This is a genomic window from Enterococcus sp. AZ156 (assembly GCF_051714165.1).
GTDB lineage: Bacteria > Bacillota > Bacilli > Lactobacillales > Enterococcaceae > Enterococcus_B > Enterococcus_B pernyi.
Genome location: NZ_JBIORI010000001.1, coordinates 448927 through 469096 on the forward strand (window position 1 = coordinate 448927; position 20170 = coordinate 469096).

Annotated in this window: 18 protein-coding genes and 1 other annotated feature; of the genes, 13 read left to right on the forward strand and 5 right to left on the reverse strand. The window is 39.7% G+C overall.

What is annotated here, in order from left to right; translation table 11 throughout:
• Positions 1 to 34 precede the first annotated feature (34 nt).
• Together IGJ95_RS02240 and IGJ95_RS02245 are read left to right on the forward strand one after the other, a co-directional pair.
• Entirely contained in the window at positions 35 to 586 is a 552-nt protein-coding gene (locus tag IGJ95_RS02240; protein ID WP_010736407.1) for a CDP-alcohol phosphatidyltransferase family protein, read from the forward strand.
• A gap of 373 nt (positions 587 to 959) precedes the next feature.
• On the forward strand, positions 960 to 1331 hold the full coding sequence (locus IGJ95_RS02245; protein WP_019723867.1) for a DUF7006 family protein: 372 nt from the start codon (positions 960 to 962) through the stop codon (positions 1329 to 1331).
• A 266-nt stretch (positions 1332 to 1597) separates the two neighbouring features.
• Here IGJ95_RS02245 and IGJ95_RS02250 read toward each other — a convergent pair whose 3' ends face one another.
• Entirely contained in the window at positions 1598 to 2545 is a 948-nt protein-coding gene (locus IGJ95_RS02250; RefSeq protein WP_438762189.1) for a LacI family DNA-binding transcriptional regulator, read from the reverse strand.
• 73 nt (positions 2546 to 2618) lie between these two features.
• Between IGJ95_RS02250 and IGJ95_RS02255 the strand changes: the two genes are divergently transcribed.
• On the forward strand, positions 2619 to 3434 hold the full coding sequence (locus tag IGJ95_RS02255; RefSeq protein WP_023519054.1) for a Cof-type HAD-IIB family hydrolase: 816 nt from the start codon (positions 2619 to 2621) through the stop codon (positions 3432 to 3434).
• Positions 3435 to 3600: 166 nt separating this feature from the next.
• Here the strand turns inward: IGJ95_RS02255 and IGJ95_RS02260 are convergent, their stop codons facing one another.
• On the reverse strand, positions 3601 to 3861 hold the full coding sequence (locus tag IGJ95_RS02260) for a metal-sensitive transcriptional regulator (RefSeq protein WP_010736403.1): 261 nt from the start codon (positions 3859 to 3861) through the stop codon (positions 3601 to 3603).
• A gap of 171 nt (positions 3862 to 4032) precedes the next feature.
• Here IGJ95_RS02260 and IGJ95_RS02265 point away from each other — a divergent pair, with 171 nt between their 5' ends.
• The 4 genes from IGJ95_RS02265 (at position 4033) to nagE (ending at position 9290) form a co-directional block, all read left to right on the forward strand.
• Positions 4033 to 4344: a rhodanese-like domain-containing protein gene (locus tag IGJ95_RS02265; protein ID WP_010736402.1), complete on the forward strand. Its 312-nt coding sequence runs from the start codon at positions 4033 to 4035 to the stop codon at positions 4342 to 4344.
• A gap of 3 nt (positions 4345 to 4347) precedes the next feature.
• A complete protein-coding gene (locus IGJ95_RS02270; protein ID WP_194179676.1) occupies positions 4348 to 6003 on the forward strand; it encodes an FAD-dependent oxidoreductase in 1656 nt (551 codons plus the stop codon).
• Positions 6004 to 6241: 238 nt separating this feature from the next.
• Positions 6242 to 7024: a hypothetical protein gene (locus tag IGJ95_RS02275; RefSeq protein ID WP_153829911.1), complete on the forward strand. Its 783-nt coding sequence runs from the start codon at positions 6242 to 6244 to the stop codon at positions 7022 to 7024.
• Between the two features lie 271 nt (positions 7025 to 7295).
• A complete protein-coding gene (gene nagE / locus IGJ95_RS02280) occupies positions 7296 to 9290 on the forward strand; it encodes an N-acetylglucosamine-specific PTS transporter subunit IIBC (RefSeq protein WP_438761396.1) in 1995 nt (664 codons plus the stop codon).
• A gap of 76 nt (positions 9291 to 9366) precedes the next feature.
• On the opposite strand, the gene IGJ95_RS02285 is transcribed toward nagE, so the two are convergent.
• Entirely contained in the window at positions 9367 to 9687 is a 321-nt protein-coding gene (locus IGJ95_RS02285) for a heavy metal-binding domain-containing protein (protein ID WP_010736398.1), read from the reverse strand.
• Between the two features lie 193 nt (positions 9688 to 9880).
• On the opposite strand from IGJ95_RS02285, the gene dhaM reads away from it, so the two are divergent.
• From dhaM to dhaL, 3 genes are read left to right on the forward strand one after another with little or no spacing between them, the layout of a single operon-like run.
• A complete protein-coding gene (gene dhaM / locus IGJ95_RS02290) occupies positions 9881 to 10279 on the forward strand; it encodes a dihydroxyacetone kinase phosphoryl donor subunit DhaM (protein ID WP_010736397.1) in 399 nt (132 codons plus the stop codon).
• A gap of 1 nt (position 10280) precedes the next feature.
• On the forward strand, positions 10281 to 11264 hold the full coding sequence (gene dhaK, locus IGJ95_RS02295; RefSeq protein WP_010736396.1) for a dihydroxyacetone kinase subunit DhaK: 984 nt from the start codon (positions 10281 to 10283) through the stop codon (positions 11262 to 11264).
• Between the two features lie 14 nt (positions 11265 to 11278).
• Positions 11279 to 11884 (forward strand): dihydroxyacetone kinase subunit DhaL, encoded by a 606-nt coding sequence (gene dhaL / locus IGJ95_RS02300; protein ID WP_010736395.1) that lies wholly within the window; start codon positions 11279 to 11281, stop codon positions 11882 to 11884.
• Positions 11885 to 12028: 144 nt separating this feature from the next.
• Here dhaL and IGJ95_RS02305 read toward each other — a convergent pair whose 3' ends face one another.
• A complete protein-coding gene (locus IGJ95_RS02305) occupies positions 12029 to 12868 on the reverse strand; it encodes a hypothetical protein (protein ID WP_153829909.1) in 840 nt (279 codons plus the stop codon).
• A gap of 355 nt (positions 12869 to 13223) precedes the next feature.
• Positions 13224 to 13427: a binding site (T-box leader), on the forward strand.
• Between the two features lie 96 nt (positions 13428 to 13523).
• Here IGJ95_RS02305 and tyrS point away from each other — a divergent pair.
• The 3 genes from tyrS (at position 13524) to tyrP (ending at position 18608) form a co-directional block, all read left to right on the forward strand.
• Positions 13524 to 14780: a tyrosine--tRNA ligase gene (tyrS, locus tag IGJ95_RS02310; RefSeq protein WP_153829908.1), complete on the forward strand. Its 1257-nt coding sequence runs from the start codon at positions 13524 to 13526 to the stop codon at positions 14778 to 14780.
• 290 nt (positions 14781 to 15070) lie between these two features.
• Complete coding sequence (gene tdc / locus IGJ95_RS02315; protein WP_010736392.1) at positions 15071 to 16945, forward strand: tyrosine decarboxylase; 1875 nt, start codon at positions 15071 to 15073, stop codon at positions 16943 to 16945.
• 244 nt (positions 16946 to 17189) lie between these two features.
• Positions 17190 to 18608, forward strand: coding sequence for a tyrosine-tyramine antiporter (gene tyrP / locus IGJ95_RS02320; RefSeq protein WP_062805731.1), 1419 nt, complete (start codon positions 17190 to 17192; stop codon positions 18606 to 18608).
• 516 nt (positions 18609 to 19124) lie between these two features.
• Here the strand turns inward: tyrP and IGJ95_RS02325 are convergent.
• Complete coding sequence (locus tag IGJ95_RS02325) at positions 19125 to 20141, reverse strand: LacI family DNA-binding transcriptional regulator (protein ID WP_023519060.1); 1017 nt, start codon at positions 20139 to 20141, stop codon at positions 19125 to 19127.
• Positions 20142 to 20170: the final 29 nt, after the last annotated feature.

Here is a 20170-nt window from a genome sequence, read left to right on the forward strand (position 1 = left end):
ATAGATGAAATGACATTTTGGGAGTTGTTAAGTAATGAATGGAGCATCTGATTGGCGAAAAGAAATTCGCACGATTCCGAATCTACTATCGATTATAAGAATTCTTTTATTGCCTTTTTATTTGTATTTTATGAGTAAGCAAGCTTTCTATCTGGCTGGATCGATCATCCTCTTTTCAGGAGTCACAGACTTTTTAGATGGATATATCGCCCGAAGATTCAATCAGATCACAGAACTTGGAAAAGTTCTTGATCCAATCGGTGATAAGTTGACCCAATTGGTCTTAATCATCTCCATGGCATGGGAACGTCCGTATATCTGGCTCGTTTTAGCTTTATTTATTGTGAAAGAAGCATTTATGCTGATTGCTGGGATCGTTGCTTTGCGTAAACAGGTCAAATTAGATGGAGCAAAGTGGTATGGTAAATGGGCGACAGCTGTGATTTATGTAGGGATGATCCTGTTATTGCTTTTCCCAACGATTCCTGAAGGATGGGTCATGGTGATATTTGCAATCATTACCTACAGTTTGGCTCAGTCCTTTGTTTTATATGCTTTGGAGTATCGTAAACTACTGAAGCGCTAGGTAGTTTGGTGTATCTTATTGTTGTAACAGCGAATGAGAAGAGTACCGTTGCAATTTAAGTGAAGAATTTATCGAAAATCAATCGAAGTCAAAACTGGCTGAGATTGATTTTTTTTAGTTTAAGATAAAAAAAATCAACTGAATGCAAAAAAATAGCTGGTAATATGCCGAAGCATAGACGTAGCAATGATTCAAGAGTAAATATTTCAAGGAGTTAGGCAATATGTGAAGTTGAAATTACACAGAGAAGACTATATGATTTTATTATAATCTATTCGAGAAACAGGTAGTTCACAAAAAATAAGATCGATTCAATCAGTCATATGTACATATTTTAGGTTTTACTATCAATCATCAGAAGGAGAGGTAATTTATGAATTTATCGAATATTCAATCTAGTGAAGAATACTTAAAACATTATAGAGAATTTATGGAAAACTGTTTTTCCATCAACTATCCACTTTTAGCTTCTTTTTACAAAGAACTTCATCATCGTTTTTTAGAGGTCGTCTCTCAAAAGGACGGACCTGTGTTTGAACAATTACAAGAGCTGTTGGGGATCGATGCACAGCTACAGATACTTTACGAAATGGCGGAATGTATCGAATCGTTGAAATTAGAAATGAATGAAGAGAAAATCATTGAAATGATCAAGAGAGATAGCTTTTCTTTTTATAGAGAACGGATAGGGTTAACGAAGAAAGATCCTATTCCGCGCGGATTGATCTATCTGAGTGAAAAATAGCCAGTCAATCTTACAGCTATTTCTCTATCAAGGGAAAAGATTCGACATAGTTTTTAATACACATAATCAGCGACTGTTTGTTTAGTAGAACATCTCTTTTGTCCTATTCTTGTGATAATTATCATGTATTCTAGTATGGATTGGATTTTAATATACAGAAAAGCTGTGACCTAAGTGTTCAGCCCTGAGAAATAAGCGTGAAACCCAGAAAATTCCTCTTGGAATTTTTGAGGTCTCACGCTTATTTCTGAAGGAGCTACTTCACATTATCGCCAAATAATTACTGGATCTTCTGCTTCCACGATCCTGTCACTCTGGGATAAGAGAAAATCTACTGCGGAGGCGCCGATTTTTTTAGGGGAGAAATCAATAGTTGAAAAGGCTAATATCTCACTATATGGTAGATTTCCTTCACCTATGACAGTGAAATCTTTTTTATGAATGAATCCTGCCTGTTTCATTCCTGAAATTACACCGGCTGCTGTATCATCGCCATTGACATAGATTACCTCTGGAATAGAGGCGTGAGTTGTGATCTCTATTGCGAACGCATAGCCATCTGCATAGGTTTCGATACCAGTGAAATAGTTTTTTCCTTCAATCGCTTTTCCAAAATACATTTCATAAGCAGTCAATTTGTTTTTTGTGGTCTGGCTTTGTGAGGCACTGCGTTTAGTAGTAAAGATGACCCTGGAAATACCACGGGTATGCAGGGTAAGAAACAATTGATCATACACTTTTTTTCGATCTGGATAAATCATGGCAAGGTCGTCATTGTCCATCTTTTCAGTTGAGACGATTTTTCCTTTGAAGCGAAGAGGTTCAAGTAGTTCATCAGTTTTTGTTCGTGACGTCAGAATAAGACCGTCGATCATTTTTTGCTCTAGTAATGTGTAATAGTGACTCTCCGTCTCCTTTTCATAATAAGTAGGAAGTAATAATACTTGATACCCTTTACTTTTTGCCTGATACAAGATACTGTCCACCAACTGATTATAACAAGAACTGTTGTTAGGCAAGGTAACACCTAAAGTATAGGTTTCTCCTTTACTCAATTTTACAGCATTGCCGTTCACCACATAGTTCGTCTCTTCAATAACGGATTGGACTTTTTTTCGTAAATCATCGGATACGTAACGGTCATTATTTATCACTCTGGAAACGGTAGATTTGGATACTCCTGACATTTTTGCGATCTCTCGAATCGTAACGATGGGATTTTCCTCCTTTTCTCTTGACTTGGGACGCGTCCCAGTAGGTATACTTTTTCTGAAAGGTGGTAATGGAATGACAATCAAAATGATCGCTGTAGATATGGATGGTACATTTTTGAATGATCAAAAGAAATACAATGAAGAACGCTTTAAGAAACTTTTTGACTTACTACAGGAAAAAGAAATAAAGTTTGTTGTAGCAAGTGGAAATCAATATTTCCAGTTGCGTTCATTCTTCCCTGATCTTTATAAAAGTATAGCATTCGTAGCAGAAAATGGGGCAAATATTTTAATTGGTGAAGACCATGTGTACAATGCAGAATTACGTCCTGAAAAAATCGTTCAGACATTAGATGTATTGGAAGAGTTAGCGCCCATGAACTTGATCTTATGTGGGAAACAGAGTGCCTATCTCTCTAATACGGTTTCTAAGGAATTGTTTGAACGTGCAAGTTTTTACTACCCGAAGCTTGAAAAGGTAGAAGACCTGTATACGTTAGCTAAGGGAGAAGAAACGATTTTCAAGTTTGCTTTATCCTTCAATGAGCAAGAAGTGGCAGAAAAACTAACTGCCTTAAAGCATTCTTTAGGAGAGGGATTGATACCGGTCTCTAGTGGTCATGGAGATATCGATTTGATCATCCCTGGTGTCCACAAACTAAACGGGTTACGCTTGTTAGGCAAAAAATGGGGAATCAACGAGGATGAGATTGCTACGTTTGGCGATAGCGGGAATGACTTTGAAATGATCCAACAGATCAAGCACAGTTTTGCTATGGAAAATGGACAGCCCAAGATCAAAGAAGCAGCTACGACGATTATCGGATCAAATAATACAGAGGCTGTACTCGATACGATCCAAGCAATTGTAGAAGGGAAATATACGTAACTTAGTGGTGGCAAATTACCGAAACATTGAGCTATAAGAAATAAGGCATCATCCACGAAAATTGTTTTTCAAATTTTTGTGGATGATGCCTTATTTTTCAAAGAGGTTCCATTTGTTTCCGCCGTTTATTCGGTTTTAAGTAGTGTGAGATAGAAACTTGCTGCGTTTATTTTTTGATGATCATATTGATGGCTTGTTCCATTTTTTTTGCTTGTTCCTCCACACTGTTTTCTGGATGCTCCAAGCAGTTTTTTAAATTTTCGGCAACGATCATCCCCATGACACGATCAATACTCGAACGAACAGCGCTTAATTGTGTAATGATATCCATGCACTCTTTTTCCTCGTCAATCATTTTTTGGATACCACGAATTTGTCCTTCTGTACGTCTCAAGCGATTTAGAATTGTTTTGTTGTCAATAGTCATCATAGAACCTCCCACTCTTTTTTTGCAAATAATACCCTATATAGGTATTATTTGCAAATGAAAACTGCAACTTTTTGAAATTAAAAGTTTTAATGGTTGACATAATAACATTTATCGTGTTGAATATACCCCAGTAGGTATATTTTTCTAAAAAAAGAGGAGAGAATGAAAATGGGATTATTTCAACTTAGTCAATCAATAACAGTAAAGGATTTGCAAGATAAATTAAAAGAAAACATCCAATTGATCGATGTTAGAACACCGTCTGAATACCGAGGTGGGCATATTAAGCAAGCGGAAAATATTCCTTTACACCGTATTAGTACGTATAATGGGGATAAACAAGCACCAGTATACGTTATTTGTCAGTCAGGAATGCGTAGTAAGCAAGCGACGAAAGAATTAAAAAATCTTGGTTATCAGGCAATCAATATTCGTGGCGGGATGAATCAATGGTTTGGGGAAAAGATTGGAGGAAGATAAAAAATGAAATTTGTGATAATTGGCGGTGTTGCTGGAGGGATGTCTGCGGCCACTCGTTTAAGACGACTGCAAGAAGATGCAGAAATCGTTGTTTTTGAAAAAGGGCCCAATGTTTCTTTTGCTAATTGTGGCCTTCCTTACTATCTTTCTGGTGAAATCGATGAAAGAGAAAAGCTCTTGATCCAAACACCTGAAAGTTTAGCTGCACGCTTTCGTCTGGACGTTCGAGTGAAGCATGAAGTCACAGCGATTTTTCCAGAAACAAAAGAAGTGGAAGTTTCTCATGGAGAGGAATCCCGCAAAGAAACGTATGATGCCCTTTTGCTTTCTCCAGGAGCTAAACCCTTTATACCTGAAATCACAGGCTTGTCTGAGGCAAAAAATGTATTTACTGTGAGAAATGTTCCAGATGTTGATGCTATCATGGAAAAATTAGAGGAACAACCTCGTAAAGCGGTAGTTATTGGCGCCGGTTTTATTGGGATCGAAGTAGCAGAAAATCTAAAAAAGCGTGGATTGGATGTAACGATCGTCGAACGGACTCCGCAAGTCGTACCGACGTTGGATGAAGAGATGGCTTCTTTTGTACAAAAAGAATTAGAAAATAATGATGTTCAAGTTTTAACAAATTGTGCTGTTACTAGTTTTGAAGAACAAGGAAACATGCTTCGTCTAGAAAATGGCGAAATGTTAGAGTCAGATTTGACGATTCTTTCGGTGGGAGTCCAACCAGATAGTCGCTTAGCTGAGATGGCAGGTTTAACGTTGGGATTACGTGGCGGTATCGTTGTGGATGAGCATTATCAAACGAGTGATTCGGCAATCTTTGCAGTAGGAGATGCGATTGTCGTGAAACATCAAATCACGAAGGAACCTGCATTGATTTCTTTAGCTTCGCCTGCGAATCGACAAGGACGACAAGCTGCTGATAACATGGCTGGGCGGCCACGCCTGAATCAAGGCAGCCTTGGAACGGCTATTGTTCGAGCATTTGGTCAGACAGCTGCCTCCACAGGTATCACTGAACGACAAGCAAAAAAAGCAGGTTTATCTTTTCAAGTCCTCCATGCTTCAGGTAAAGATCATGCTGGCTATTACCCTGGTGCAACGGACTTGTTGTTGAAATTGATCTTCCATCCGGAAACTGGGGAAATCTATGGAGCTCAAGGAATCGGTCAAAAAGGGATAGATAAACGAATCGATATTCTTGCGACAGCCATTAAAGGGCATTTGACAGTCTTCGACCTGCCAGAGTTAGAACTGACTTATGCACCGCCTTTTGGTTCAGCGAAAGATCCAGTAAATATGCTAGGCTATATTGCGATGAATGTCATCGAAGGATTGAGTGAGATGATACAGTGGCATGAATTGCCAGAAGAATTAGCACATGGGAAACAATTGCTTGATGTTCGGAATAAAGAAGAGTGGCAGAATGGTTATTTCCCAGAGGCCATTCATATTCCTTTATCTGAATTACGTCAACGATTGGACGAATTGGATAAAGAGCAAGAATATATCGTCAGTTGTCATAGTGGATTACGTAGCTACTTAGCAGAAAGAATCTTGAAACAAGCGGGATTCACTGTGAAAAATTTAGATGGCGCTTTTTCTCTGTACCAAGCCGTCAGACCAGATGAATTATGCTATCCTCAAGGGTAGAACTTGAGGGTGTGACCGACGAGCTTTGTAAGGGAAGTAGTAAGCTTGGATGATCGTTTTTCTATTTTTAGAACTTGGCGCTTTTTTAGGCTATTTTTTTGAAGGATAGGAGCTGACGAATGACAAAACTCCAACCTTTCATCGATACAACTAGACAGAATACGTCAATTGTTTATAGGCGATTCCTCAGTTTTTTTCTATAATGAACAACTAGTGAAAATGAAAGGGGATGGCAGAGATGCACAAAATGAAAAAAGTACTTTTTGCTGCACTGATCGCCAGCAGTTTCTTTCTTTGTCAGACAGTCAGGGCAGATTCAAGTCAGCCACCATCAGAAACCAGTGAGTCACAGATCCAGGAGAGTCAGGAGCCACTAGACTCGTCACATACACCTCCTAACGAAGCTGATCCATCAGATTCGACTCGCTGGGAGAAGTTGGAGCAACAACGTAAAGAATTGGAAGATACGTTGGAACAAGCGAAACAACAACTTATCGAAAAACAAAAGGAAATCGATCAAACAGTGAACGATTTAGCAAATCAAGCAGTGAGTGATCGCGATGAGTTAGCTGAGAAAATAGCTGAAGAGCGAGAAAAAGCCGAATTAGCAAAACAAAAAATAGCATCTGCGACCCAACGGACAACCGAAGTACAAACGGAATTGCAAGATTTAGCAACGTCTACGGTTGCGTCAGTGGATCAGACACAAGCGGATATTCAAGCAGCTCGTACGGAAATCCATGAAAAAGCAGCAGAAGCTCAAGCGGCAATGGCCGATTTCGAAGCAAGAAAAGCGGATTTGTCTGCCAGTATCGAAAGAATCAAGGCGACCTTAAATTCCGCCGGAAAACGGTCGGTAGAAGCGGGGACAGTTACTAAAACAGAAACAAAAGTAGTGGAAGAACAACCCGCGAAGACATTACCAAAAACGGACGATCGCCGGTCAATTTATTTGTCAGTGATCGGTAGCTTGTGCTTGCTGGTTGTTTTTGTCGGTGCTGTGTATCAAAAAAGAGTTTGAGAGTGACATCTCAAACTCTTTTTTTTGTTGTTTGAAAATAACGGATTGATTATTGGTCTATATTTATTTCAAAAAATAAATGGTCGGATAATAGATTTTTCCGTTCGTTTTCGTTGATTTTGCTGGTTTTTTAAATGTATTCAATCAATGCTTCCTATTTTTTTGGATAAATGGTATACTCGTTTTATTGTTTTTAGATATTTTCTAGAAAATTTACAAAAATAACGATAAACGCTCTTTCACGAGCGGAGAGAAAATAGGAGTGGAAAGAATGAAAGCATATATGCAACGAATGGGTCGCTCATTGATGTTGCCAGTAGCAGTCTTACCAGCGGCTTCTTTACTGGTTGGTCTTGCGAATTGGTTCGTAGGAGTAGGCATCAGTAATGCGGGAACGACCTTCTTAATGAATGCGGGGCTAGCGATTCTTAACCATCTTGCCTTATTGTTTGCGGTGGGTTTGGCATTGGGAATGTCAAAAAACAAAGATGGATCAGCTGCTTTGGCAGGATTGGTCGCTTACTTGATCCCTCAAACCGTTTTATCTGCGGATTCAGTACAAGGATTATTGCATCTGGGAGATCTCACTGAAGTCAATCCGGCTTTCAATACAATGGATAACAATGTATTTGTTGGAATCGTGGCAGGATTAGTCGCTGCTGCGATGTATAATCGGTTTAGCCAAGTGAAATTACCTAAGGCCTTATCATTTTTTAGTGGGAAACGCTTAGTTCCGATCATGTCTGCCTTGAGCATGTTGGTTATTTCTGCGATATTATTATTTATTTGGCCAACTGTTTATGATGTACTGGTTTCCTTTGGGAAGGGGATTTCTCAATTAGGGTTTGTCGGTGCAGGACTATACGGTTTCTTCAATCGTTTATTGATTCCAACAGGCTTACATCATGCACTGAATTCTGTTTTTTGGTTCGATGTGGCAGGTATCAATGATATTGGAAACTTTTTAGCTGGACAACAAGCGTTAGATAGTGGAAAAGCAATAATTGGGCAAACCGGTATGTATCAAGCTGGGTTTTTCCCAGTCATGATGTTCGGTTTACCTGCTGGGGCCTTTGCTATTTATCAAAGTGCACGTCCAGAAAAGAAAAAACAAGTCGCTTCTTTGATGCTAGCAGCCGGTTTTGCTGCGTTCTTTACAGGTGTGACTGAACCATTAGAATTTTCATTTATGTTTGTGGCGTGGCCGTTGTATGTTATCCATGCCATTTTTACAGGAATTTCATTAGCAATCAGTGCCTTTTTCCATTGGACAGCTGGTTTTGCTTTTAGCGCTGGTTTTGTGGATTACTTTTTGTCGTTGCAGAATCCAGTCGCCAATCAACCATTGATGTTGCTCGTTCAAGGAGTATTTTTTGCAGCTATCTATTATTTTGGCTTCCGCTTTGCCATCAACAAGTTCAATTTGATGACACCAGGAAGAGAAACAGAAATTGGCGAAGAGACACCTGATATTGCTACGGGAACTAATGAATTTAGCCAACTAGCTGCGGTGATCTATGATGCACTAGGTGGAAAAGAAAATGTAAAAGCAATCGATAATTGTACGACACGCTTGCGTCTACAGGTAAAAGACACAGCAAAAGTAAATCAAAAAGCGATTAAACAAACTGGTGTCCCAGGGGTAAAAGTAATTGATCAAACAAATATTCAAGTCATTGTAGGCACACAGGTCCAATTTGTAGCAGACGAAATGACGAAACTCCAACAAGGTAGTAAGGTAGCGCAAGAGACCGCTCAATCAATTTCTCACCAAGATGTGCCGGTTTCTGCTTCAAAGACAAGTAAGGAAACATTTGAACTCTATGCACCGGCGCTCGGTAAAATCATTCCGATCACTGAAGTCGGCGATCCTGTTTTTGCAGAAAAAATGATGGGTGATGGCTATGCAGTCCTGCCGGAAGCAAAAGAAATATTTGCACCAATCAGTGGAACGATCACTAGTATATTTCCAACGAAACATGCACTGGGGATCGAAACAGATAATGGGCTTGAAGTGTTGGTGCATATGGGAATCAACACGGTTGATTTACAAGGAGAACCCTTCACTCTTTATGTCAAACAAGCACAACGAGTGGAACGAGGTCAATTATTGGCAGTTGTTGACTTAGCGATGCTAGAAAAAGCAGGCAAACAAACAGATATGATCGTTGTATTTACAAATAGTGAGAAAGTTGAAAGTCTAACCATTGAAAAAAGACCGCTGGTTGAGGCGAATGAGGTGATTGGACAAGTCCAGTCATTGTGAAGCGTGTGTGAGTAAAAAACGAGTGGAGGCCCTAGAAATTTGGCGGGTCTTCACTCGTTTATTTGTTTTGATTTTATTAAACCAATCGAACAGCCGTCCCGCTACAAGTGACCATCAACATCCCATTATCTGAACCTAAGACTTCATAATCCATCTTCATCCCGATGATCGCATTTGCGCCAAGTGCTTCTGCGCGTTGCGCCATTTCAGCTAATGCTTCTTCTCTTGCTGTCAATAATTCCCCTTCATAACTTTTTGAGCGTCCGCCAAAAACGTTACGAATCCCTGCACCTAAATCTTTTAAGACGTTGATTCCCGTAATGACTTCACCAAAAACAATTCCCTCATAAGACTCAATGACTTGATGTTCTACGCTATTTGTTGTTGTAATGATCATTTTGATCACTCCTTTCTTTAAGGAAAGTATAGCAAATATCTCTTTTTAGTCCTATCTTTATCTTCACATAAATAAAAAAACTATCGTTCATTATATCGCATTATTTCCATTACCCATAGGAGTTGATATATACTTAATACAGTATAAAGAAAACCCTTACGAAAAGGGTGCTAAACTGAAGGAGGGGAATTCGTTGAAGAAAAGTATCTTATTGCTTTCTCATAGTAAGAAGGTCACAGACGGCATCAAAGAGATGATTGAACAAATGCAACAAACCGATGACGTAGAAGTATTATCACTTGGCGGAATCGAAGAGGGAGAACTCGGTTCTGATCCGATGAAGATCGTTGATGCCGTCAATCAATCAGCCGATTCAGCTGCTTATTTTGTCTTTGCTGATCTTGGTAGCGCAGTGATGAATTCAGAATTGGCAAAAGATTTATTGGAGGAAGCCCAACAAAAAAACTACTACTTGGTGGATGCCCCCTTAGTAGAAGGAGCCTTTGCAGCTGCTATTACAGCAGGGACAACCGACAATATCGAACAAATCATAGAAGAAGCACGACAAGCAGGGAAGAAAGGGTGGATGTAAATTGAAAAAAATCATGAACGAACCTGGGGATATCGTAGAAGAAATGCTAGAAGGGATCGTAAAGAGTTATCCAGAGCTAGTACATCGTGTAGAAGATTCTCGTGTAATTGCGAAAAATCAGTTGAACGAACAAGTCGGGTTAGTTTCTGGAGGTGGTAGTGGACATGAACCAGCTCACGCAGGTTTTGTTGGAGATGGTATGTTAAGTGCAGCAGTTTTGGGGGATGTTTTTACCTCACCGACACCTGATCAAATCCAACTAGCGATCAAAGAAGCGGACCAAGGACAAGGTGTGTTATTGATCATCAAAAACTATACTGGAGATATATTGAATTTTGAAATGGCAAAAGAGTTAGCTGCTATGGATGAAATTGACGTCGAAGAAGTAGTGGTCGATGATGACATCGCGGTAGAAAACAGCACGTATACGGCAGGGAAGCGTGGCGTAGCGGGGACTATTCTTGTCCATAAGATTTTAGGAGATGCTGCCAAAAATGGCGCGAGCTTGACTCAACTGAAGGAATTAGGAGAGCGAGTGGTTGCTGCGACCAAAACAATTGGTGTCGCATTACGGGCTGCGACTGTCCCAGAAGTAGGGAAGCCTGGCTTTGACCTAAATGAAGACGAAATCGAATACGGTGTAGGGATTCATGGCGAACCAGGTTATCGTCGAGAAAAACTGCAACCCTCTAAATTGTTAGCGAAAGAGTTAGTCACGAAAATTTTGAGTGAATATACTGAAAAACCAAAAGAAGTCGGTGTCTTAGTGAATGGGATGGGTGGTACACCATTGATGGAACAATTTGTATTCATGAATGATGTGTTGACGTTGTTGAATGAAGAACAGGTGGATGTTACTTTCCATAAAGTCGGTGATTTGATGACTTCATTGGATATGCAGGGACTATCATTAACAATGGTTGACTTAACAGAAACCACTTGGAAAGAAGCTTTAACAAGTCACGTAGAAACGATTGCATGGTAAAGGATGATGAAAAAATGAAGTTGACGGTAAAAGAGATCCAAGCTTGGCTTAACCGCTTTGCTGAAGAGATCAAAGAGAAAAAAGCGTACCTAAGTGATTTAGATACCCCCATTGGCGATGGGGATCATGGGAATAATATGGGAAGAGGTGTGACAGCCTATGAAGCAGCTTTTCAACAGGAGGCACCTGACACTATCAGTGATACCTTCAAGATGTTTTCTATGGCAATGATTTCCAAAGTAGGAGGCGCCTCGGGTCCTCTTTACGGTTCTGCGTTTATGAATTTGATGAAAGCAACAAAAGGAGTAGAGCAGATCGATTCACAAGAACAATTAGGTGAGTTCATCCGTGAAGGAGCGAACGGCATCCAAGCAAGAGGAAAAGCGGAACAAGAAGATAAAACCATGTTAGATGTTTGGTTCCCTGTAGCTGAAGCACTAACCGCAGGGAATCTTACGAAAGAAGTAATTGAGCAGGCAAAAGAACACACAGCAGGATTAGTCGCGAAAAAAGGACGTGCTTCTTATTTAGGTGAACGTTCAATCGGACATATTGATCCTGGTGCGGCATCTAGTGCCATCTTGTTTACTACGTTATTAGAAATAATCGACGAAATATAAAAAAAGTTGGATAGAAGGATCTAACCTCGATAAATCAGGCGCGATCCACAGTGGTTTTAACCTTATGTGGATGACGCCTTTTTTAAAACCATTATTTTTTGGTCCGTCCTTTATCCTGTTTAAGGTGAGACAAGTGGTTGTTTGTTAGATATTCCCAATGCCACCGCCCAATTCTGGACGATTGATTTCATCAACCACTGAGACTGTTACCGTTTTTTCGACTCTTGGATCTTCTGTTACGCCAAATGTCACGGCAAATTCGCCAATTTTGTTTGCTTCAATCGAGGAATGCTTCACGTAAACATTTGCCTTTTGCCCAAGGAGAGTCACGGCATTTGCGCCGGTTGCTTGGATCAGTGAGAGGTCATCCGTTTGACCTAATTGGACAGTTGCATCGAATGCTTGCAAAAAGAATCTGGAAGGAACGTAGTTATCCGAAGTGACGGTAAGATTGACAGTTTTAGTAAATAAACTTGAGTCTCCTTTGAGACCGAATGTAACAGTGTAATTTCCTGGCTCAAACTTGATTGTGGAGTGTTTGATTTCTACAGGCAAGGAATGTCCTAAAATATCAGTTGCCTTGGCATCAGTCATGATGATCAACGTTTGTTCGTCCAATTGGTCGATCGAGACAGTAGCATCCGATGCGTCGACAAAGTAAAGATTTTCTTGCTCGTTCCCTGCGTCATTAGTAACTGTGACTTGGACTGTCTTACGGATCTTTGGTTCTTCTTTGATCCCTAAAACGATTTGATACGTACCAGGGGTATCATTCACTACATTTGATTTCTTGATCACAACATCTACTGGAGAGCCGCCAGAAGTCAGCGCTTGCGCATTTGTTGCTTGAAGGGTAGCTGCTTCATCTACTTGCCCCACCGGAACCGTTACATCCTCAGCAGTTAATTGATAAATACCATAAGTCGGACAGTCTTCAAGTTTATCGACGACAGTGACTGTGATCTCTTTTTCTACTGAAGACATGATGGTCGTGCCGATCGTTGCTTGATAGATGCCTGGAGTGTCTTGTACATTGGCTGACTTGATGATCGGAGGGACTTCTACGCCAATTGAATTTGTGATGCGGGCATGAGAGGCTGTTTGAGTTATTAACGTAACGACAATTATGTAATTAAAGAAAAAATGGTGCGTGCAATAAGAAGAACATTTTTCAACAGATTGAGCAATGGAATCAATAAAGGCTTCTTCAATTCAATCGATTTCCGCTTAGTTCAAGATTAAAAAACGATGTTATTTTTTGTCGTTCGAATGATCAAGAAAAATTTTTTTGTTGACAAAAAAAACAGTGCGTTCTAAGATAGGAGATAGATGAATAAGGAATTAGACGATGAATAAAACGAAGTAGTGGATAAAGCCAATGTTTCAGAAAGCTAGTGGTTGCTGTGAACTAGTACATGCTTTAGCGCGAATTACATTTTAGGAGTCTATGGCATGAAGCCACGCGACAGCGTTAAATGTTAGAGAGATATGTTTGGAAAACAAACATATAATTTGGGTGGTACCGCGAATTTTCGTCCCTTGACTTGATTGTCAAGGGATTTTTTTGTTGTCTGCCCGGTAATAAATGACATGCTGGCAGGGACCTGCTTTCATAAAAAAAGATATGGAGGGAAATGTTATGAATATTATTGATGAATTAACTTGGCGTGATGCCATTAACCAACAAACCAACGAAGAAAGACTTCGCGAGCTTGTTGAAGAAAAGAGTATCTCGCTTTACTGTGGTGTCGATCCAACAGGAGATTCGATGCATATTGGGCATTTGATCCCGTTCATGATGATGAAAAGATTCCAATTAGCAGGGCATCATCCATACATCCTGATTGGTGGAGGAACTGGAACGATCGGTGATCCAAGTGGACGGACAAGCGAACGTGTTTTACAAACGATGGAACAAGTCCAACATAATGTGGATGCATTATCGAACCAAATGCGCAAACTTTTTGGGAAAGATGCCAATATTACATTTGTGAACAACTATGACTGGTTATCAAATATTTCTTTATTAGAATTTTTAAGAGACTACGGAAAAAACTTCAACATCAATACGATGTTAGCGAAAGATATCGTGGCAAGTCGTTTGGAAGTCGGAATTTCATTTACCGAATTTACTTACCAAATCTTGCAATCGATCGACTTCTTGCACTTACACAGAACATACGATGTGCAATTACAGATCGGTGGAGCTGACCAATGGGGAAACATCACTGCTGGTTTAGATCTGATCCGTAAATTGGAAGGACCAGAAGCGGAAGCCTTTGGGTTGACGATCCCATTAATGCTAAAAGCAGATGGAACAAAGTTCGGAAAAACTGCCGGTGGTGCAATCTGGCTAGACCCTGAAAAAACATCCCCTTACGAATTCTACCAATTCTGGTTGAATCAAGATGATCGGGATGTTGTGAAATACTTGAAATTCTTTACTTTCTTATCACAAGAAGAAATCAATGAATTAGCGAAAAAAGTGGAGACAGAACCTGAAAAACGTGAAGCACAACGCCGTTTGGCAGAAGAAGTGACACGTTTTGTCCACAGCGAAGAAGACTTACAAGAAGCGCAAAAAATCACAGCTGCATTGTTCTCTGGAAATATCAAAGAACTAAATGCGTCAGAAATCGAACAAGGCTTTGGAAACATGCCGAATGTAGAGATTTCAAGTATCCCTGAAAATATCGTGGAACTACTTGTTTCCACAAAAATCGAGCCATCAAAACGTCAAGCGCGTGAAGATGTGTCGAACGGAGCTATAAGTATTAACGGTGATCGCGTAACCGATTTAAATTTTGTCATTGATCCAGCTACAGAATTTGATGGTAAATTCGTAGTGATCAGAAAAGGGAAAAAACGCTACTTTTTGGCCAAAGTAGTTGATTAGAATTTAGTAATTTTTTACCTTGTAAAAGGTCTATTCCATTACAAAATTCCAATTTTTGAAACTTATCCTAATAGTTACGCCGGTTGTCGTTAATACAATCATGAGGAGAGAATTTACATTTGTAAATTCCCTCCTTTTTTTAATTTTTATCAATTGTACCAACAATTCAAACAATTAAAAACATTAAAATGAAATGAGAAAAATAGGAAAAGTGATATTTACAGAAATAAAAAACAGGTGTAATCTAAGCCTCGACAAAATTTAAAAAATTATTTTAGGAGGGTTTCTAAATGGAATCAAAGGTAAATGATTTAAATTTGAATGCACTATTCATTGGAGACAAAGCAGAGAATGGCCAAATCTATAAAGCTTTGTTAAATGAATTAGTGGACGAGCACTTAGGATGGCGTCAAAATTATATGCCACAAGATATGCCGATCATTACGCCGGAAGAAAAAAGCAGTGAAAGCTTCGCGCACACGATCAATAAAACAAAAGACGTGTTAGCTGAAATCTCTACGCGGATGCGTACACACTCTGTCCCATGGCATAATGCAGGTCGTTATTGGGGTCATATGAACTCTGAAACATTGATGCCATCATTATTAGCCTATAATTTTGCGATGCTATGGAATGGAAATAACGTCGCATATGAATCTTCTCCAGCAACAAGTCAAATGGAAGAAGAAGTCGGAATGGAATTTGCTACATTGATGGGGTACAAAAATGGCTGGGGCCATATCGTTGCAGATGGCTCATTAGCAAATTTAGAAGGTCTTTGGTATGCGCGCAACATCAAATCATTGCCACTTGCAATGAAAGAAGTGGCACCTGAATTGGTTTCAGGTCAAACAGATTGGGAATTGATGAATCTTTCAACTCGGGAAATCATTGATCTGTTAGATCAAGTGCCAGAAAAAATCGATGAGATCAAAGCACATTCTGCACGCAGTGGAAAACATCTTCAACAATTAGGTAAATGGTTAGTCCCACAAACAAAACACTATTCATGGTTGAAAGCAGCAGACATCATTGGTGTCGGACTAGATCAAGTGATTCCAGTGCCTGTGGATCACAACTACCGCATGGACATCAAGGAACTTGAAACAATCATTCGTGAATTGGCTGCTGAACAAACACCGGTTTTAGGTGTCGTTGGTGTCGTTGGTTCTACTGAAGAAGGGGCAATCGATGAAATCGATAAAATCGTTGAATTACGTCGCAAGCTAGAAAAAGAAGGCATTTATTTCTACCTACACGTAGATGCAGCTTATGGTGGTTACGGACGTGCGATCTTCCTTGATGAGAACAATGAATTCATCCCATTTGATCAATTAAAAGAAGTACACGCAAAACATCATGTCTTCACAGAAAATAAAGATTATCTTTTAGAAGAAGTACACCGTGCATATCAAGCAATTGAAGAAGCAGAATCAGTGACGATTGATCCACATAAAATGGGCTATGTTCCTTACTCTGCTGGAGGTATCGTGATCCAAGACATTCGTATGCGTGATGTGATCTCTTACTTTGCAACCTATGTATTTGAAAAAGGAGCAGATATCCCAGCATTGCTTGGTGCCTATATTTTGGAAGGATCAAAAGCCGGAGCAACTGCCGCAAGTGTTTGGGCAGCGCATCACGTACTACCGCTTAATGTGACTGGTTATGGTAAATTGATGGGAGCATCGATTGAAGGCGCACATCGTTTCTTCCACTTCTTGAACAATTTAACCTTCAAAGTGGGCGATAAAGAAATCGAAGTTCATCCATTGACTTATCCAGATTTCAATATGGTTGATTATGTATTCAAAGAAAAAGGGAATGACGATCTGGTAGCGATGAATCAGTTGAACCATGATGTGTATGACTATTCTTCTTATGTCAAAGGAAGCATCTATGGCAATGAATTCTTGACATCTCATACAGACTTTGCAATTCCAGATTATGGCAATAGCCCACTTCAATTTGTAAAACAATTAGGATTTACAGAGGAAGAATGGGAACGTGCTGGAAAAGTCACAGTCTTACGTGCCAGTGTCATGACGCCGTATATGAATAAAGCAGAACATTTTGAAGAATATGCAGAAAAAATCAAAGCAGCGCTTCAAAGTAAATTAGAAAAAATCTATGCAGATCAGTTAGTGGCAAACGAAACAAAATAAACGTAAATATTATGATGAGTGAAGAGAAAGCAAGTAGAATGAGCGCTCATTTCTCGTTCGAAACGAATAAAGAATGAGCCTCCTTTCTCTTATCAAATCTTTCATGTTGGAGTGCCTTTGAAGCTTGATGATCCAAGCAAAAAATACTCAAAGCACAAGTTGACCATACGTTTGCTTTTATTTGCTGTTAATGAAAAGTTTCAAAGACACGCCTATTTATTTCTTAATAAGGAGAGTGTCAAAATTGAGTAAAGCTCAAGTAAGTAAAATGGGGCTAGGGACATTCATTGGTTTGACCATGGCGCTATGTGCCACTGTTCGTAGTATCCCAACATTGTCAGCTGTTGGTTGGACATTGATTTTTTACACGATTTTTGCCGTCTTGTTTTTTGCTGGACCCATTTCAATGATTTCTGGTGAATTATCAACGATGCTGCCGCAAGAAGGAGGCCCGCAACTTTGGGTCAAAACAGCTCTAGGTAGTAAATGGGGATTTGTCGTTGCATGGTTGCTTTGGGTGCAAATGTTCCCAGGAATGGTCATGGTCGCTTCTACCTTAGGTCCATTGTTAGGGAATACGTTTGGGAACGCCGCTCTTGGCAACAATCACTACTTCGTTTTAGGGTGTATCTTGGTCATTTACTGGATCATTACCTTGCTCAACTTGAAGTTTGACATGGCGAAAGTTGGTGGGAATATTGGTGTTTGGTTGGGTGTTTATATTCCTGTGGTGATCATGTTTGTTTTGGGGATATTAGCGTTTTTCAAAGTGGGACTTGTTTCAAACGGCTATTTGGGGGATTTTTCATGGTCGAAAGCATTGCCTGATCTACAACACAGTGATTCATTGAAATATTTGGCAGGGATCACATTTATTTTTGTGGGAATCGAAATGAGCTCAGTGTATATGCCTCGTTTGAAAGATGCAACGAAGAACTATACTAAAGGGGTCTTTATTGCATTGATCGGACTAGTTTTATTGAATGTCATCAACGCCTTGTTTGTTGCAAATGTCGTACCAGAAGGAAGAATGGAATTGGCAAACATCACACAACCAGTATTGATCTATTGTGATATTTTAGGATTGCCAACGATCATCGGTAATATCTTCAGCTTTATGGTCTTTATTGGTGTGTTATTACAATTGTCTGCTTGGGTAACTGGACCTTCTAAAACGATCATCCAAGTAGCACGTGAAGGATTCTTGCCACCAAAATTTGGCTTCCATAAAGAAAATGAATATGGTGTTTCAAGAAATGTGGTATTGACGCAATCAGTAGTTATTTCCCTCTTTGCGTTACTTTATGGCGTCATGGATGATGTAAGTGCGGTCTTTCTTACATTGACGAATGCAACAACAGTGATTTATTGCATCGTATATCTCTTGATCGCCATATCTTTAGTGAAAATGAGAAATAGCCATCCAGAATTGCCTCGTCCTTATCGAATCGGTAAAAAAGGAAATGGCTTTGCGTGGCTGGTTAGCTGTATGCTGATGTTGGCAATTATCGCCGTTGTTGTTTCAACGTTAGGAACTTCAACATTAGCGGATGCATTGCTTGTTGCGGTCATCGCAATCGTGATGTTCGTTATTCCGCTGATCATCAATCGCGTGAAGAAAGCAACTTGGTTGACTGAAGTTGAAGCAGACTTAAAAGAATAGTGGGGGGACTCCCTCTTAGAGAATATAAAACAACGAGGTTGTGACAGAAGTGTTCAGCTCCGAGAAATAAGCGTGAAACCCCGAAAATTGTTCTTCAAATTTTTGGGGTTTCACGCTTATTTCTGAAGGAGTTACTTCTGGAACACCGTTTATTCGGTTCTAGGGGATGCAAGATAACTCATATCCTGGGCTCGTTGTTTTTCTTAAAAAATCAAGAGCAAAAAATAGAGTCGTCTCAACTTTTGGCGAAGTAGACGTGCTCTAATGCTCTATCGATGCTATCTGCTTTGAACGGACTACATGGGGCATGTTAATGCATGCCTCTTTAACCACATTTTAAGAGATTTTTAGAAAGAATAGAAGAGATTTCTTTTTTTGCTTATTTCTAGTTAAATACAAATGTGGACTTATCGTTAGTGGATCAGTTGATTACTAGTAAAATAAATAGCAAAGTATCTTTTGTCCGAAGACAAGATGCTTTGCTATTTTTGTTTGCTTTGCCTAGGAATGGATGCCCTATTCTTCTTTCAATGGAACGACCGTTTCGCGTTTGATCAAACGATGGGGGATCACTAAACGTACACCATTGCTAACTTCTTCATGGATCAGTTCTTGTAATTTTTGCATCGCGACTCGACCTAACTCAGAGATATCGATGTCGATACTTGTTAAGTAAGGATGCATCAATGTAGAAAAAATCGAGTTATTGAAGCTGATCATCGAAAGGGTTTCCGGGATGATATAGCCATACATTTGGGCGAGTTGCATCGTGCGTAAAGCAAAAATATCATCGATAACAACTAGCGCTGTCGCTTCAGCTTTTTTTAAGATCGTGTCAAAATCCAAGTAATCTTCAGCCTGTTCCAAGGTCACACTTGGATGGGCGTTCAGTCCTGCTAACATCATCGCTTTTTGATAACCGAAATAGCGTTCAAAGTATAAACTTTCATGTGTTGTATTGGTCACGAAAAGAATATTTTTATGGCCATTATCGATCAAAAATTCGGTGGCTTGCTTTCCTAACAGTTGATTGTCGTTATCAATGTAGATGATTTCGTTCTCATGATGGTATGGTTGTCCGATCAGTGTGAACGGAATCTGTTGTTCATAAAGATAATCGATGACTGGATCGTCACTATCGGAGTAGACTAGGATAAAACCATCAACTTGTTTTTGTAAATGCATCCGCTGAACGTTCTCTAATAAGACGTCGAAACTTTTTGCGGTAGCAATAGCTGTTGTCACACCGTGATGTCGTGCTTCTTCGTTGATTGCTTCCATGATTTCTAAATAAAACGGGTTGCCAAGACGCTCTTTGGAATCGAGTGGTGGAAGAATGACACCTACAGCGCTTGATACACGTTTACCAAGATTTCTCGCTGTGATATTGGGGACATATCCTAGTTCATCCATGATTTTTCGTACTTTCTTTTTCGTTGTTTCGGAAATACTTGGATGGTCGTTGATCACGCGAGAAACAGTAGATGTCGCTACGCCTGCTTTTTTTGCAACATCTTTCACTGTAATTGCCATAAGTTAAATCACCTTTCTTTTTCATCGTC

Coding starts and splice junctions, on each gene's coding strand:
- IGJ95_RS02240 (WP_010736407.1), top strand. CDS start 35: ATGAATGGAGCATCTGATTGGCGAAAAGAAATTCGCACGATTCCGAAT.
- IGJ95_RS02245 (WP_019723867.1), top strand. CDS start 960: ATGAATTTATCGAATATTCAATCTAGTGAAGAATACTTAAAACATTAT.
- IGJ95_RS02255 (WP_023519054.1), top strand. CDS start 2,619: ATGACAATCAAAATGATCGCTGTAGATATGGATGGTACATTTTTGAAT.
- IGJ95_RS02260 (WP_010736403.1), bottom strand. CDS start 3,861: ATGACTATTGACAACAAAACAATTCTAAATCGCTTGAGACGTACAGAA.
- IGJ95_RS02265 (WP_010736402.1), top strand. CDS start 4,033: ATGGGATTATTTCAACTTAGTCAATCAATAACAGTAAAGGATTTGCAA.
- IGJ95_RS02270 (WP_194179676.1), top strand. CDS start 4,348: ATGAAATTTGTGATAATTGGCGGTGTTGCTGGAGGGATGTCTGCGGCC.
- IGJ95_RS02275 (WP_153829911.1), top strand. CDS start 6,242: ATGCACAAAATGAAAAAAGTACTTTTTGCTGCACTGATCGCCAGCAGT.
- nagE (WP_438761396.1), top strand. CDS start 7,296: ATGAAAGCATATATGCAACGAATGGGTCGCTCATTGATGTTGCCAGTA.
- IGJ95_RS02285 (WP_010736398.1), bottom strand. CDS start 9,687: ATGATCATTACAACAACAAATAGCGTAGAACATCAAGTCATTGAGTCT.
- dhaL (WP_010736395.1), top strand. CDS start 11,279: ATGAAGTTGACGGTAAAAGAGATCCAAGCTTGGCTTAACCGCTTTGCT.
- IGJ95_RS02305 (WP_153829909.1), bottom strand. CDS start 12,868: ATGTCTTCAGTAGAAAAAGAGATCACAGTCACTGTCGTCGATAAACTT.
- tyrS (WP_153829908.1), top strand. CDS start 13,524: ATGAATATTATTGATGAATTAACTTGGCGTGATGCCATTAACCAACAA.
- tdc (WP_010736392.1), top strand. CDS start 15,071: ATGGAATCAAAGGTAAATGATTTAAATTTGAATGCACTATTCATTGGA.
- IGJ95_RS02325 (WP_023519060.1), bottom strand. CDS start 20,141: ATGGCAATTACAGTGAAAGATGTTGCAAAAAAAGCAGGCGTAGCGACA.